A 15,250-nucleotide genomic window follows, 5' to 3' on the forward strand; every position below is an offset into this window, starting at 1 on the left:
GCCCTACACACGACTGGTCGACTGCGGCATGAACCCCGCCGACGCCCGCACCCTGCTGGCCGACACGGCGAGTGGCCGGTCCTTGATCGCGGTCGCCGAGGAATTGGCCACCCGCCGTGCCCGTGCTGCCGAGACCGCGCTGGCCTCGGGCCACCGGCTCACCGCTGTCCAGTCCTTCCGAAGTCCGCCATGGACGACGGAACCGCGTACGGCCGCCGTCCCGGAACATCGCTGCTGGAGCTTGCGCAGGTCGGGCCCGGAACGCCCTAAGGCGAGGTGCTGCGCCGCTACTGGCAACCGGTCGAGCTGTCAGCCCCGCCCTGAGCATGCGACCGGTCATTCAGGCGCCGGTCGGCACCGGCGCGGGCGGCATGGCGGCTGGCGATCGCAGCTGCTCGATCACGTCCTCCAGGTGTGCGGCTGCTGCCCGTGCCGCTGCTGTGGCGTCACCGCTGACGACCGCATCGATGATGTCCAGATGCTGCTGTAGGGACTGGGCGGGACGTCCGGGGCGCAGCGCCAGCCGGAACTGGAAGCGCACCATTGGTCCGTTGAGCCGGTCGAGCTGACGCCTGGCCACCTCCTGGCCGCTGGCCTCGACCACGAGCTCGTGCAGGCGCCGGTTGAGTTCGGAGTAGGTGTGCACCGCTCCGCCTGCGACGGCCTGCTGCATCTCTGCGCCGATCCGGCGCAGCTCCGTGCGCTGTGCCTGGCTCGCCTGCGTGGCCGCCTTCATGGCGCACAGCTGCTCCAGCGCGGAGCGGCACTCGGTGATCTGGATGGCCTCGTCGACGGACACCACCCGGACGCGGGCTCCGCGGTGAGGGAGGATCTCGACGACCTCTTCGGCGGCGAGGTCCTGCAGCGCCTCGCGGACGGCGCTGCGGGTCGCCCCGTAGGCCTCGGCCAGGTCGTTCTCCACAAGCCGCTGCCCGGGCGCCAGGTCCCCGGAGCGCAAGGCGCGCCTGACGGCCTCGGCCACGTGCCGGCGTCCAGCTACACCCGTCAACTTGTCCGTCACTCGTTCAACCCCTCCCGCCAGCAGCTCTGCGATGGGCAAAGCCTAGTGGCGCACGGTCGTCGGCACTGATGTCGAGAACTCCATCGGCAGTTTCTTCAATCATCTTGTCAACAATCTAGTCGATGATCTAGTTTCCCCTGCACACCCCCAACTCACGAATGGAGTGGCCATGCCCGCCGAAGTAGCCGCCCGGGTCCGTGGGATCCGCCGCCGCGGCTCTCAGACTGCGATTCCGTGCCTGTTCATGCGGGGCGGCACCTCGCGGGGGCCGTTCTTCGACGCGCGGCTGCTACCCGAGGACACCGGGATCCGGGACGACGTGCTGCTGGCCGCGCTGGGGTCGCCCGACCCGCGCCAGCTCGACGGCATCGGCGGCGCGCACCCGCTGACCAGCAAGGTCGGACTCGTGCGTCCGGGGACGGAACCCGGCGTCGACGTGGAGTGGACCTTTGCCCAGGTGCAGCCCGGCGGGGACGCCGTCGACACCACGGCCAACTGCGGCAACATGCTCGCCGCCGTACTGCCGTTCGCCATCGAGACCGGCATGGTCGTCCCCACCGCCGACCGCACCACCGCCCGCGTACTCACCCGCAACACCGGCATGGTCGCCGAGATCACCGTCGCGACCCCGGCAGGCCCCGACGGGGCGCGGCATGTCGCCTACGAGGGCCAGGCCCGCATCGACGGGGTCCCCGGCACCGCCGCTCCGGTCGAGATCGGCTTCCTCGACACCGCCGGCTCCGTCGCCGGCTCCCTGCTCCCCACCGGGAACACGCGCGACACCGTCGAGCTCCCCGGTGTCGGCGCCGTCGACGTCACCCTGATCGACAACGGCCAGCCCCTGGTGATCGTGGCAGCCGAGCGCCTGGGCTCGACCGGCTACGAGACACCGGCGGAGATCGACGCCGACGACGAGCTCAAGGCCCGCGTGGAGGCACTGCGCCTGGTCTGCGGCGAAGCCATGGGCCTGGGCGACGTCACGGAGAAGAACTACCCGAAGATGACGCTGGTAGCGCCGCCGCGTCAGGGCGGCACCCTCTCCACGCGCAGCCTCATCCCCCGGGTCTGCCACCAGTCCATCGGCGTGCTGGCCGCTGTCACGGCCGCCACCGCCTGCGTGCTCGAAGGCAGCGTCGCCCGCGACGTCGCCGCTGACGTGTCCGGCACGGAGGCCACCGTCTCCGTCGAGCACCCCTCCGGAGAGTTCAGCGTCACCCTCGGTCTCGACCCGGACGCCCCCCAGCAGGTCGCACGCTCCGCGCTGCTGCGCACCGCCCGCCTCCTCATGGCCGGCGACCTGCTCGTCCCCCGTTCCGTCTGGGACCCCACCACCCCCACCACGCAGGAGATCACCGCGTGATCATCGACATCCACGGCCACTACACGACCGCGCCGGCTCCCCTGGGGGAGTGGCGCGATGCCCAGGTCGCCGCGCTCACCGACCCGGCGCAGGCGCCCGACCCTGCCGGGCCCGCCATCAGCGACGACCAGATCCGCGAGTCGATCGAAGCCAACCAGCTGCGCCTGATGGACCAGCGCGGCATCGACGTCACCGTCTTCTCCCCCCGCGCCTCGTTCATGGCCCACCACATCGGCCACTTCGCGACCTCCTCCGCCTGGGCCCGCATCTGCAACGACCTGTGCCACCGTGTCGCCGAGCTGTACCCCGGGCGCTTCGCCCCCGGGGCGATGCTGCCGCAGTCACCGGGGGTCGATCCGGCCACCGTCATCCCCGAGCTAGAGCGCGCCGTGCTGGAGCTGGGCGCCGTCACCGTCAACGTCAACCCGGACCCCTCCGGCGGCCACTGGACCGCTCCGCCGCTGACCGACCGGTCCTGGTACCCGGTGTGGGAGAAGCTCGTCGAGCTGGACGTGCCGGCCATGGTGCACGTCTCCACCAGCTGCAATCCGGCCTTCCACACCACCGGGGCGCACTACCTCAACGCCGACACCACGGCGTTCATGCAGTTGCTGACCGGAGACCTGTTCGCCGACTTCCCCGAGCTGCGCCTGGTCATCCCGCATGGCGGCGGCGCCGCGCCGTACCACTGGGGCCGATTCCGGGGCCTCGCACAGGCGCTGGGCAAGCCGGAGCCGGAGGAGTCGCTGCTGCGCAACGTCTTCTTCGACACCTGCGTCTACCACCAGCCCGGCATCGATCTGCTGCTGGACGTGATCCCGCACGCCAACGTCCTGTTCGCCTCCGAGATGATCGGCGCCGTACGCGGCATCGACCCGCGCACCGGCCATCACTTCGACGACACCCGCCGCTACGTAGAGAACGCCGGCCTCTCCAACGAGGACCTGGCGGCCGTCGAGGAGCGGAACGCCAGGCGTGTCTACCCACGCCTGGACGCCCGCCTGACCGCCCAGGGCCGCTGAGCCCCGCAACCCCGCGCCGGCCATCCCCCGGTCAGCCACGCAGCCACGCGAGCGCAAGGAGCCGCACCATGCACGAACTCGGAGTCGTCCACCGGCACATCGAACGCGCCGACCGCACGGCAGTAGAGGCCCTGTCACAGTTCGGGGTCGCCACCGTCCACGAGGCCATGGGCCGCCTCGGCCTGATGCGCCCGTACCTCCGGCCCGTCTACGAGGGCGCGCAGCTCTGCGGCACCGCCGTCACCGTGCTGCTGCAGCCCGGCGACAACTGGATGCTGCACGTGGCCGCCGAGCAGGTGCAAGAGGGCGACGTCGTCGTCGCCGCCTGCACCACCGAGAGCGAGGACGGCTTCTTCGGCGAGCTGCTCGCCACCTCCCTCCGCGCCCGCGGCGCCAGGGGCCTGGTCATCGACGGCGGCTGCCGCGACATCGACGAGCTGCGGCGGATGGACTTCCCCGTCTTCTCCCGCGCCATCAACGCCAAGGGCACCGTCAAGGCCACGCTCGGCTCGGTCAACGTTCCCGTCGTCGTCGCCAACGCACTGGTCAACCCGGGCGACGTGATCGTCGCGGACACCGACGGCATCGTCGTCGTCCCCGCCGCCAAGGCCGCCACCGTCGCCGAGGCCACCGCGGAGCGCGAGGCCGGCGAGGAGAGCAAGCGGGAGCGGTTCAAGGCCGGGGAGCTCGGCCTGGACATGTACGGAATGCGAGGCCCCCTGGCCGAGCTCGGCCTGACCTACGTCGACTGACCACCCGAGGAGCAGCTCTGATGACCGACGAGACCTCCGCCGTCACCCCCGGCTGGCTCGACTGGCACCGCCTCCCCAGCAAGCCCGCCTTCACCCTGCCCGAGGGAGCCGTAGACGCCCACTGCCACGTGTTCGGCCCCGCCGCCGAGTTCCCGTACGCGCCCGAGCGCAAGTACACGCCCGTCGACGCCGGCAAGCACGACCTGTTCGCGCTCCGCGACCACCTCGGCATCTCCCGCAACGTCATCGTGCAGGCCACCTGCCACGGCGCCGACAACAGCGCCCTGGTGGACGCCCTGCGCGCCGCCGACGGCCGGGCCCGCGGCGTGGCCACCGTACGTCCCGACGTCAGCCAGGAGGAACTGCAGCGCCTGCACGACGCCGGAGTGCGGGGAGTTCGCTTCAACTTCGTCCGACGCCTCGTGGACACCGCCCCCACCGAGGCACTGAAGACCATAGCCCGCAGGATCGCACCGCTGGGGTGGCACGTCGTCCTCTACTTCGAGGCTCCCGACCTGCCCGACCTGGCGCCGTTCTTCGCCTCCCTGCCGGTACCGCTGGTCGTCGACCACATGGGCCGCCCCGACGTGACCAAGGACCTGGACGGGCCCGAGTTCGCACGCTTCCTGCGCTTCGTCGAGGCCAACGACGTCTGGGTCAAGGTCTCCTGCCCCGAGCGCCTCACCGTCACCGGCCCGCGCGCCCTGGACGGCGAGCGCCACGCCTACCGGGACGTCGTGCCGTTCGCCCGCAAGGTCGTCGACGAGTTCACCGACCGGGCCCTGTGGGGCACCGACTGGCCCCACCCCAACCTCAAGGACCACATGCCTGACGACGGTCTCCTCGTCGACCACATCCCGCATGTCGCCACGACCCCGGCCAAGCAGCATGCCCTGCTGGTCGACAACCCCATGCGCCTCTACTGGCCCGAAAAGGGCGACTGACCTACACATCTGACACGGCGACGGCGCCGCGTCCCCATCCCAGGAGCGTGCAGTGCAGCACATTCCCACCACCAACGCGGCCAACCGGCTCGACCGGTTGCCCATCTCGAAGTTCCACAAAACCACCCTCGTCGCGGTGGCGTTCGCCTATTTCTTCGAGTTTGCGGACATCAACACCTTCGCCATCACAGCCCCGGTGGTGCGTGAGCAGTGGGGCGCCGACGTCAACCAGATCGCCTATGTGACCTCGTTGTCCTTCGTGGGCATGTTCATCGGCTCCATCGTGGCCGGCGGACTGGCCGACCGGCTGGGCCGCAAGCGCACGCTCACCCTGACCACGCTCTGGTTCGCCCTGTGGTCGTTCGCATGCATCTTCGCCTGGGACATCTGGTCCCTGGGCGTCTTCCGCGTGCTGACCTCAGCGGGACTGTCCGCGATGACCGTCGTCGCCGTCGTCTACATCAGCGAGCTCTACCCCCGCGCCATGCGCGGCAAGTTCCAGGCGTACGCCATCGTCATCGGCATCTGCGGCACCCCCGCCACCAACCTCATCGCCTCCATGGTGGTGCCGATCTCCGACTGGTCCTGGCGCCTGGTCTATCTGTGGGGCTCCCTGGGCGTGCTGTTCCTGCTCTTCGTGCGCAAGCTCGAGGAGTCCCCGCAGTGGCTCGAGTCCCGCGGCCGCCACGGGGAAGCCGAGGCCGTCCTCGCGCGCATCGAGGCGAGCGCGGCAGCCGAGCACGGCCAGCTGCCCGCCGCACAGGACCCGCAACCGCAGGGCCCGGTCACCAAGTCCGGCCTGGGCATGCTCAAGGACAGGAAGTTCCTGCTCCCCACGATCCTGCTGTCGGTCCTGTGGATAACCCAGACCATCGGCTTCTTCGGTTACTCCAGCTGGGCGCCGACGCTGCTGGCCTCCGAGGGCGTCAGCGTGGAGGACTCAATCTTCTACGTCGCCCTGACCACGGTCGGCGCACCGCTCGGCTCCTTCCTCGCCGCGATGGTCACCGACCGGTTCGAGCGCAAGTGGTGCCTGGTGATCTTCGCGCTGATCATCGCCGCGTCCGGCCTGATGTACGGACTGACCTTCACCCCGCTGCTCATCGTCGCCTTCGGCTTCCTGGTCAACCTCTTCGAGCGCGGCTACACCGCCCTGGCCTACGCGTACTCACCAGAGCTCTACGACACCAAGGGCCGCTCGCTCGGCACCAGCATCTCCTACGGCCTGGGACGGCTGTCGAACGCAGTCGGCCCGCTGATGATCGCCGGGATCTACAACGGAATCGGCTATCAGGCAGTCTTCATGTTCATCGCCGGGACCTGGACCGTCGGTGCCGTCGTGCTGGCCATCTTCGGGCCGGCCACGCGCCGGCAGCGGCTGGCGATGGAGGCCGCGGCGAAGCACCAGCAGGAGGCGATGCCGGCGACGTCCTGAACGCCGACGTCGCGGTGGTCGCACACGGGGCCCGACGCTCCCGGCGAGCGGTGCGGACCCCGTGTGCCATGCCTAAGGCCTGTCCGGCAGATCTTGCCGGACAGGCCCCTGGTCCCGGGGAGAGCTCAGCGCCAGGCGCAGGACCAGGGCGCGATCGAGTCAACGGCGCGCGGACGGATTTGTTGCCGCCGTGGTTGGAGACGGAGATGCCGGACACCCCGGCGTCGACGGCCCGCTTGGCGTCGTCGACCCGCGACACGCCCTTGAGCAAGAACGGACCGCCCCACTCCTCGCGCATCCACTTGACGTCGTCCCACGTGGGCGGCGTCGTCTGCATCCACTCGCCGTACGCGCCGAAGAACCCGGGGGCCTCGCCGCCCGGAGGCCGGAGGTTGGGGACCGACAGGTCGGGGATCCGCCGGGATTTGGCGAACGCCCAGAGCCAGCGCGGGTGAGGCAGCACGTCGGGCGCGAACCTGACCACCGTCCTGAGGCCGATCTTCTCCGGAATGGGCGGGCTGCCCCAGTCGCGCCCGTGGGAGAAGGACCAGTCGAGCGTGGCGATCAGGGCCTTCGCGCCCGCGGCCCGCGCGCGCTCCATGTGCTGCACCATCGAGTCGCGGGTGCCTATCCAGTACATCTGGTAGAAGGTGTTCGGGTTGCCCTCGGTGACCTCTTCCACCGGCTTGCTCGCGAACGAGCTCAGCGACGATGGTGATACGCAGCACGCCGAGGCGTTCGCATGGTCTGCGGCTCCAGCTCCCAGTCGTGCTGCTCCCCCAGCCCCCACAGCACGACATCATCCGTGGCCCCGCTCAGTGCACTCGGGATCCCGGCAAACACGAACACCCCGCCGCCCAGACGACTCCGCGCGAAGTTGCGGCCCTCGGCGAACCACTCCTCGTCCGGCCGCAAGTCATGCACACAACCGTCCCATCACGGAACCGGGAAAGGAAACACCGTCTGCGGCGGGGAACGTACCGCGTCCGAAAGTCATGCGAACGCCTTCCCTCAATGCCGCCGACCCCGCTTGCCGTTTCCCCGCCCGGCCATCGACAGAGGGCACGTGCGGTCAGATGAGGGTCTGGGTGATGGCGTCGGCGGTCGAGTGGAGCGTCGTGGCGAGCGCGCCGGCACGGCCCACGGTCAGGCGGCCGCCGGGCGCCGCGATGGCGAGTGCCGCGATCGGCTGACGGGAGCGATCACGGATGGCGACGGCGACGCCGTGCAGGCCGATCTCGCTCTCGCCGAAGCTCGTGGCGTAGCCGCGGCGTCGGATCTCGTTGAGTTCGGTGGTGAGCAGGTCCCAGTCGGTGATCGTGGCGGTGGTGACGCTCGGCAGCCCGGCCGGAAAGAGCGCGCCGACAGCGTCGGGCGCCATGGCGGCGAGGAGGATCTTGCCCGCGGCCGTGGCATTGGCCGGGAGAGTGATGCCGACACGTGAGGTGACCCTGACGGTCTGGCGGCTTTCGATGCTGTCCACGACGCGGGTGTGATTGCCTTCGAGGACATGCAGGCTCGTCGTCTCACCGAGTGTGTCGCGAAGTTGCTCCATCGGGAGGCGGGACTTGCGGCGCACATCGAGATCGCCCGCCGCGGCCAGCCCCAGGTCGAACAGGGCGGGTCCGACGCGGTAGCCGCGCTTGACCCGGTCCCGCTGGACGAAACCCTCTTCTTCGAGGGTGGTCAGCAACCGGTGTGCGGTGGACTTCCCGAGCTCCAGGACCTCTGCCGCTTCGCTGACGCCGATGCTGGTGCGCTCACGCAGGAGCAACAGGAGGCGCATCGCGTTCCGCACCGAGTTCAGCCCGTAGGGATTCGCTCCCTGGGACGTTCTGTCTCGCATAGAAGAACATACTAACAGTCCCGGCTTTGGTGATTGCCTCGCTACCTGCACCTTCTATTAATGTCGAGGTCGTCGAGGGAGCTCTCGGGCGATATCCGTCCCGCATGAAGGAACAGCATCGATGGTTCTGCTGGGGCTCCGCCCGACGGGAGAGGAGATCGAAATGGTGCCGAAGCCTGTGACCCCTGTGGACCTGCTCGCCCGCGCGGCGGCGGATTCCGACGGGGGCTACGACTTCGCGGGCGAGTGGCTGGGATTCGCCGAGCTCGTCGACCGTGCGGCCCGGTTCGCCGGATATCTCGCGTCACTGGGAGTACGTCGCGGCGACCGGGTCGCGGCGCTGTTGGACAGCGGTGCCGACTTTTTGGTCAGCTGGTTCGGTACCGGCGTCGCCGGAGCGGTCTGGGTTCCGGTGAACACCGCTTACAAGGACGAGTGGCTGCGGCATCATCTCGTGGACTGTGACCCGGCGGTCGTGCTCACGGAGAGCTCGTACGCGGACCGGCTCACGGATGTGCGCGCGGAGCTGCCGAACCTGCGGGCCGTGGTCGTCCACGGCGAAGGTCCCCGCGACGCGGATATCGGGCACGTCGACCAGGCGTTCAGCGACTACGAGCGTCATGATCCCTTCACGGCGGGACCGCCCCCAGGGCCTGCGGATCTGGGCATGCTCCTCTACACCTCGGGGACCACGGGGCGTTCCAAAGGGTGCGAGATGAGCCACGGGTACCTGGCGAACTACGCGCGGCTGGGGCTGCAGAACATCCCCAGGGATCCCGGCGAGGTGCTCTGGACCCCGCTGCCGTTGTTCCACCTGGCGGGCATGGGCCACACGCTGCAGACGTTGATCGTCGGTGGACGCATGAGCATCGCCCGTCGGTTCTCGGTCTCCGGCTTCTGGCCGGAGATCGAGCGGTCGGCGGCCCGCTGGGCCGCTCTCATGTCCTCGATGCTGCCCCGGTTGGCCACCGCCGCTGATACGGAGGTCTCCCGTCGATGCCACGGCCAGCTGCACACCGTGACCGGTGAACCGTTTCCGGAGGAGCTGCAGCAGGTGTGGCGGGAGAGGTTCGGGGTGCGGCACACCGGGACGGCGGCGCTCGGGCAGACCGAGGCGGCGTTCCTGACCACGTTGCGCGGAAAGCCGTACCGCCCCGGCACCTGCGGACTGGAGACGGACTCGTTCGCCCTGCGGGTGGTGACGAGCGGCGGTCAGGACGTCCCGGACGGAACGGTCGGGGAGCTGGTCTTCCAGCCCAAGGGGGAGCACGTGATGTTCTCCGGCTACTGGCGCAACGCGGAGGCGACGGCCGCCAAGCGGTGGGGCGCATGGTGGCGGACCGGCGACTACGTCCGTCGCGACGAGGACGGTTACGTCTACTTCGTCGACCGGGGTGACGACCGGCTGCGCCGTGGCGGGGAGAACGTCTCCTCCTTCGAACTGGAGCAGGTCCTGTCGGCTCATCCCGATGTGGCACAGGTGGCCGTGCACTCCGTGCCCGCAGAGGACGGCGAGGACGAGATCAAGGTCACCGCCGTGGCGCGCCCCGGTGCCGAGCTCACCGCCCAGTCGCTGTGGGACTGGGCGGCCGACAGGCTGCCGAGGTTCGCCGTACCGCGGTATGTGGAGTTGCGTGCTGACCTGCCGCGCAACGCCACCGGAAAGATCATCAAGCACATGTTGCGTACTGACGGCGTCACGGCGGACACCTGGGACCGGGGGCGTGCCGGGCAGGACGTGCCGCGGTGAGACGCCACCCGGGCGGCGAACGGGATCTGCCGCGCAGGACAGTCCGTCGGTCCGCACAGGACCACTACGAGCTCGCCGATCGAAAAAGAGCGTGATGAGGGATGAGCATGACGGAGGAAGCGATTGTGGTGGTCGGCGCGGGTCCGGTGGGCCTGACTGCCGCGCTGGCGCTGGGCCGTGCCGGACACCGCGTCGAGGTGCTGGAGGCTGACAGCAGCCCCAACACCGAGTGGCGGGCGTCGACCTTCCACGCACCGACGTTGGAGATCTGCGAGGAGCTGGGCATCGTCGATGACATGCTCGCACGCGGCCTGAGCGCTCCGACGTATCAGATCCGGGACCGGCGCGAAGGGCTGATCGCCGAGTTCGACTTCGGGGTCCTGGACGCCGACACGCGCTATCCGTTCCGGCTTCAACTGGAGCAGTACAAGTACGCGGATATCCTGCGCAGCCACATTGAGCCGCTGACCTGCGTGACATTGCGCAGCGGAGCACCGGTGACCAAGCTGGGCAACACCCCGGACGGCCCGTGGCTCTGGGTGGACGGGCGCAGACGTCGGGCCGAGTGGGTCATAGGCGCGGATGGCGCGCGCAGCACGATCCGTAAGGAACTGGGCGCCTCGTTCGACGGCCTTACCTACGAGCACCGGTATCTTCTGCTCAGCATCGACGCCCCGCTGGAGGACTACCTCCCCGGCATCTGCCATGTGAACTACGTGGCCGACCCGCAGGAGCATCTGATGCTGCTGCGCGTTCCGGATCTGTGGCGGGTGATGTTCGAGGTCCCGGTCGAGGTGACCGATGAGACGGCCCTCTCCGCCACCTACGTCGCCGAACGGCTACGGCCCCTGGGCGTCGACCCGGCCGCCCTGCGGATCCCGCAGCGGCAGCTCTACCGGGTCCACCAGCGGGTGGCCGAGAGCTTCCGGTACGGCAGGACGGTGCTCATCGGTGACGCCGCGCACGTCAACAGCCCGCTCGGCGGCATGGGACTGAACAGCGGCATTCACGACGCCTATGATCTCGCAGGAACCCTCGGCCGGGTGCTGTCGGGCCAGGAACCGGAGTCGGCCGTGACCGACTGGGCCAAACGGCGCCGGCGGGTCGCCGCCCAGGAGATCCAGCGGATCACCCACCGCAACACCGTCCAGCTCTCCGAGGTCGCGGAAGCCACCAGGCGGCGCAACCACGATGAACTGGCCGCGATCGCCGGGGATGCGGGGCGCTCCAGGGAGTTCCTGCTGGAAGCATCGATGATCGCCAACGTCCGCAAGAATCCCATCCCCGGATCCCGCGCGGGCGGCGGCCCCGAGGGGCTCGACGCGACAGCGAACATCAGCGCGTAGAAAGAGCGGATCGCAGAAGGAGCGGATGTGACATTCCAGCGATCCGACAGCCGAGCGGTCGTCCTCGGCGACGCAGAACGGGGCCGGCCCACAGGCCCCACGCGCCGGTGACTCAGCCGGCCGCCCAGCACCAGCGATGCGCCGACGCGATCCGCACCCCCGCCGGTACGACCGTCGGCTTCGCGCGCGGATACCTCACGCATGTCCGACTTCCCCCCAACCTCATGAAAGAGACCGTATGCACCCCGACAACCCGCGACTGACCGGCAGCCGCGATCCCGCGACGGGCCAGCTGTTCTACCCACCGCGCGCGCTGTCCGTCGACGGTGCCCTGCGCGCGTGCGAGCCCGTCGAGCTGGCCACGTCAGGTGTGCTGCACGCCTGGACCGAGTACCAGGGCGTGTACTACGGCCAAGTCGACCTCCCGGGAGGCGTCCGGGTGCAGACCGAGTTGTCCGGCGGCCCGCATCGACTCGGCGGCCGCTACGAGATCGAGGCACACCCTGACCCGGAACACCGGCAGGGATGGAGGTTCCGCCGTGCGTGAGGTGTACCTGGCCGGCACCGGCATAACGGCCTTCGGCAAACTGCCGCCCGGCAGCGGCCGGGAGCACGCCCGGCATGCCGCCGTCGCCGCGCTGCGTGACGCGGGATGCGACTTCGCCATGGTCGATGGCTTCTACGGGGGTGTCGCCCTGGGGGCGAGCCCACGCGCCGTCTTCGTCGCCAAGGAGCTGGGCCTGACCGGCCTTCCCGTCCAGCAGGTCGTCAACGCATCCGCCAGCGGGCTCGCCGCGATGCACGAGGCGCGGCTGGCGATCGAGTCCGGCCGCCACGACTGCGTCCTGGTCGTCGGCTACGACGTGCCCGAGCACGCGACGTCGGCCGAAGAGGCCATCCGTGCTCAGGGCCATCAGCCGCCAGTCACCCTGTTCGCGATGTGGGCGCAACGGCGCGCGGTCGAGGTCGGCACCACGGATCGACATCTCGCCCTGGTCGCCGCCAAGAACTGGAACTACGCCCGGCACAACCCCTACGCGATCCGCCGCGCCCAGCAGCAGGTCACGCCCGAAAAAGTGCTGGCCAGCCGGGTGATCGCGCCGCCGCTCACATCGATGATGTGCACCCCCTGGGGGGACGGCGCCGCGGCCGCCGTCCTGGTCTCGCGCCGTGGGCTGCAACGGCTCGCCCCGTCCGGACCGGTCGCCAGGATCGAGGCTTCCGTCCTGCGCAGCGAGGTGTACGAAGCGCATCACATCTTCGAGGGAGCCGTCGTCGGCCCTCCGGAGATGACCCGCTCGACCGCGGCGCTGGCCTACGAGCAGGCGGGCGTGCGTCCGCGGGACATCGACGTCGTCCAGGTCCACGACGCCTTCGCCATCGAGGAGATCGAATACTGCGAACTGCTCGGCTTCACCGAGCCGGGCCACACCGAGAAGCTCCTGGAACAGGGGGCCTTCGGACCTGGATCGCGGCGCCGTTTCGGCCTGCCGGAGTTGTCCACCGACGGTGGTCTGCTGGCCCGCGGCCACGCCAGCGGAGCCAGCGGGGTGGCCCAGATCCACGAGACGCTGCGCCGGTTCCGCCAGGAGCCCGACGACACCCTCGGCCTGTGCCACCTGATGGGTGCCGGTTCGGTCTGCGCCGTGCAGATCCTCCGACGCGTCGACGACCCACTGGGAAACAGCGCCGGCTCCTCCTGACAGGCTCACTGCCTACGGCGACCGGTGAGCGTACGCCGGACGCACCGGTCCACCCGCTGTCCGCCGATGACCAGGAGCCCGCGGCGCCGGGGGGCGGCGATGTCGGCGGGCACCTCGGCAGCACCCGGCTCTGCGCCGGTGATGACGCGGTCGGCGAGGCCCTCCCGGAGGACAGGCTCGAAACAATCGTTGACGGTGCCGTCGGGGATGACGGGGCGGGTTCGTATCGCGTTCGATGCCTTTGATGCCCTCATGCGCGGGGCCGGTCGCCCACGGTAGGGGCGGGCGCCGGCCGGCGGTGTGGACGGGGTGGTGTCAGGCGGGGTTGCGGCCGACGAAGAACGCCTCGTCGGGATCGCTGGTCGGGTTGAGACCGGACGCCTCCTGGCCGCGGCGCAGTGCGGTCATCTGGCGGGCGTGTACCCGTCCGGTGGGGTGACAGAGCGGACCGCCGTTGTAGCCCTGCAGCCAGGGCTGGTGGGGCAGGGAGGCGGCGTCAACCGCGCAATGTGGAAGGTGCAGTTCTGCGGCACCAACTTCTCGGCCCCCGCTGGAGTGGGAGTTCGTGCCGCTGTCGCGGCTCCAAAAACCGCGAGATCGAGGCCACCAACCGCTCCACGCCGCCCGATCGACCTGGTCCGCGCGACCGAAGCTATGGATCACCTTCGCCCTCGGCACGCCCGTGTCCGGGTGCCGCTCGCTGTGTGCGAGCTGAAGGTAGCGCACCACCGACCCGTCCTTGTTGCTAGCTCGCGTCCAGCAACACGCCCAAAAACGTGTGCCTACACGAATCCGAGCTTCCAGCACCAGTGCAACCCGCTCACCAGCACAAACAGAATCGATCAAGGCCAAGAACGCCTACGATCTTCGGAAGTCCGGACGGGGTCGGTTTTCAGGCGTCGCCGACAAGTGCAACACCGCCAACCTGATCGAGGTGTTGCAGATGGCTCGTCCGCCCTGGCCGCGATCGGGCGATGCGATGCGGGCCGTCGATGGCTCGTATCACGAACAATCATTCGACCGGGCCAAGCAGCTCGTGCCAGAATCGAGCCAACCATGATCAAAGCGGATCATGATGGACAGAGAGACGAGCGATGACAACAGCCACCGGAACCCCATGGTTCGAGGCAGAGCTGGACTATGTCGAGGCAGAGCTGAACTACTTGGCGCCCGAATCGCCCTCGCTGCTGCGCCGCTTCGCCGTGCCAGGTCAAGGCGTCGTCAATACCGGTACCTACCGCGCCTACTTGGCGCGGGTCCACAATGGACGAGCGATCGCAGACCAGTTCACGTTCGACCACAACGGGTTCGCGCTCGTCGACCACCGGAGCGCGGTGAGGGACTTCACGAACCGCGATGAGGTCAACCGGGTCTATGTGCCGGAGGTGGCCGAATTCGTCAAGTCCTACACCGGTGCCGATCGGGTCGCCACGGGCGACTGGGTCGTGCGCCGCGCCGGGGCCCCCGCCGATCACGCCACGCAACCCGAGGCCGCGCTGGTCCACGGCGACTTCTCCGTCGTGGGCGGGCGCGAGGCCGCCGAGCGGGCCTACCGCAGGTCCTTCCCGGACGGACCTGGTTTTCGACGGGCGCTCATCACCAGCCTGTGGCGCGTGTTCAGTCCGCCCCCACAGAACTGGCCGCTGGCCATCTGCGACTACACGAGCGTTGACCCAGACGAAGGCCTCGACAACCGGCTGTACTTCGTGGACGAGCTCCCCGACGACCTGTACACCGAGGTGCCGGACGACGTCTTTGGCGTCGGCGGTTTCGAGTTCAACCACAACCCGGAGCACCGGTGGTGGTACTTCCCTGACATGACCCGCGACGAGATCCTCTTCTTCAAGCTCAACGACAGCGACCAGTCGGGCGCCTGGCGGGTCCCGCACACCGCCTTCCACGATTGGACTGCGGCGGCGACAGAAACGCGCCACAGCATCGAGTTCCGCACCTTCGCGTTCTTCGAGTAGGGCTCTCTCCGCCTCGGAAGGCCACGAGGCGCTGCCTGAGGCGGTGGATGACGGCTCGGTGGCGTGTGACGAACCGCAGAGCTTGGGAGACTGGTGGGAAA

Annotated in this window: 13 protein-coding genes and 1 pseudogene; 10 read left to right on the plus strand and 4 right to left on the minus strand. The window is 69.4% G+C overall.

Translation table 11 applies throughout. From position 1 onward, the window contains the following. Positions 1-340: 340 nt before the first annotated feature. Positions 341-1,021 carry a GntR family transcriptional regulator gene (locus tag ACSMXV_RS06800; protein ID WP_473176809.1) on the minus strand — a complete coding sequence of 227 codons (681 nt, stop codon included), beginning with the start codon at positions 1,019-1,021 and terminating at the stop codon, positions 341-343. Between the two features lie 169 nt (positions 1,022-1,190). Between ACSMXV_RS06800 and ACSMXV_RS06805 the strand changes: the two genes are divergently transcribed. From ACSMXV_RS06805 to ACSMXV_RS06825, 5 genes are all read left to right on the plus strand, one after another. Then, on the plus strand, positions 1,191-2,381 hold the full coding sequence (locus ACSMXV_RS06805) for a 4-oxalomesaconate tautomerase (RefSeq protein ID WP_473176810.1): 1,191 nt from the start codon (positions 1,191-1,193) through the stop codon (positions 2,379-2,381). Then, positions 2,378-3,403: an amidohydrolase family protein gene (locus ACSMXV_RS06810; RefSeq protein WP_473176811.1), complete on the plus strand. Its 1,026-nt coding sequence runs from the start codon at positions 2,378-2,380 to the stop codon at positions 3,401-3,403. The genes ACSMXV_RS06805 and ACSMXV_RS06810 overlap by 4 nt, the downstream gene beginning before the upstream one ends. A gap of 68 nt (positions 3,404-3,471) precedes the next feature. After that, positions 3,472-4,155 carry a 4-carboxy-4-hydroxy-2-oxoadipate aldolase/oxaloacetate decarboxylase gene (ligK, locus tag ACSMXV_RS06815; RefSeq protein ID WP_473176812.1) on the plus strand — a complete coding sequence of 228 codons (684 nt, stop codon included), beginning with the start codon at positions 3,472-3,474 and terminating at the stop codon, positions 4,153-4,155. 20 nt (positions 4,156-4,175) lie between these two features. Further along, positions 4,176-5,099, plus strand: coding sequence for an amidohydrolase family protein (locus tag ACSMXV_RS06820; RefSeq protein WP_473176813.1), 924 nt, complete (start codon positions 4,176-4,178; stop codon positions 5,097-5,099). Positions 5,100-5,151: 52 nt separating this feature from the next. Next, the gene (locus ACSMXV_RS06825; protein ID WP_473176814.1) at positions 5,152-6,534 is read left to right on the plus strand and encodes an MFS transporter; all 1,383 of its coding nucleotides are present in this window, start codon (positions 5,152-5,154) and stop codon (positions 6,532-6,534) included. Between the two features lie 235 nt (positions 6,535-6,769). Here ACSMXV_RS06825 and ACSMXV_RS06830 read toward each other — a convergent pair. Continuing rightward, positions 6,770-7,324: pseudogene (locus tag ACSMXV_RS06830) on the minus strand (alpha-hydroxy-acid oxidizing protein); the annotation flags it as partial. A 282-nt stretch (positions 7,325-7,606) separates the two neighbouring features. Further along, a complete protein-coding gene (locus ACSMXV_RS06835; RefSeq protein ID WP_473176815.1) occupies positions 7,607-8,380 on the minus strand; it encodes an IclR family transcriptional regulator in 774 nt (257 codons plus the stop codon). A 163-nt stretch (positions 8,381-8,543) separates the two neighbouring features. Between ACSMXV_RS06835 and ACSMXV_RS06840 the strand changes: the two genes are divergently transcribed. The 4 genes from ACSMXV_RS06840 (at position 8,544) to ACSMXV_RS06855 (ending at position 13,179) form a co-directional block, all read left to right on the plus strand. Next, positions 8,544-10,130, plus strand: a complete 1,587-nt coding sequence (locus ACSMXV_RS06840) for an AMP-binding protein (protein ID WP_473176816.1) — start codon at positions 8,544-8,546, stop codon at positions 10,128-10,130. Between the two features lie 107 nt (positions 10,131-10,237). Then, on the plus strand, positions 10,238-11,476 hold the full coding sequence (locus tag ACSMXV_RS06845; RefSeq protein ID WP_473176817.1) for an FAD-dependent oxidoreductase: 1,239 nt from the start codon (positions 10,238-10,240) through the stop codon (positions 11,474-11,476). 238 nt (positions 11,477-11,714) lie between these two features. Then, complete coding sequence (locus ACSMXV_RS06850; protein WP_473176818.1) at positions 11,715-12,023, plus strand: PhlB family protein; 309 nt, start codon at positions 11,715-11,717, stop codon at positions 12,021-12,023. Further along, positions 12,016-13,179, plus strand: a complete 1,164-nt coding sequence (locus ACSMXV_RS06855; protein WP_473176819.1) for a thiolase family protein — start codon at positions 12,016-12,018, stop codon at positions 13,177-13,179. Before ACSMXV_RS06850 ends, ACSMXV_RS06855 begins: the two co-directional genes overlap by 8 nt. 5 nt (positions 13,180-13,184) lie before the next feature. Here the strand turns inward: ACSMXV_RS06855 and ACSMXV_RS06860 are convergent, their stop codons facing one another. Beyond that, positions 13,185-13,433 carry a hypothetical protein gene (locus ACSMXV_RS06860; protein WP_473176820.1) on the minus strand — a complete coding sequence of 83 codons (249 nt, stop codon included), beginning with the start codon at positions 13,431-13,433 and terminating at the stop codon, positions 13,185-13,187. 840 nt (positions 13,434-14,273) lie between these two features. Here ACSMXV_RS06860 and ACSMXV_RS06865 point away from each other — a divergent pair. After that, positions 14,274-15,149, plus strand: a complete 876-nt coding sequence (locus ACSMXV_RS06865) for a CmcJ/NvfI family oxidoreductase (RefSeq protein WP_473176821.1) — start codon at positions 14,274-14,276, stop codon at positions 15,147-15,149. The last annotated feature ends 101 nt before the right edge of the window (positions 15,150-15,250 follow it).

The sequence above is a fragment of the Streptomyces sp. DSM 42067 genome, assembly GCF_055792885.1.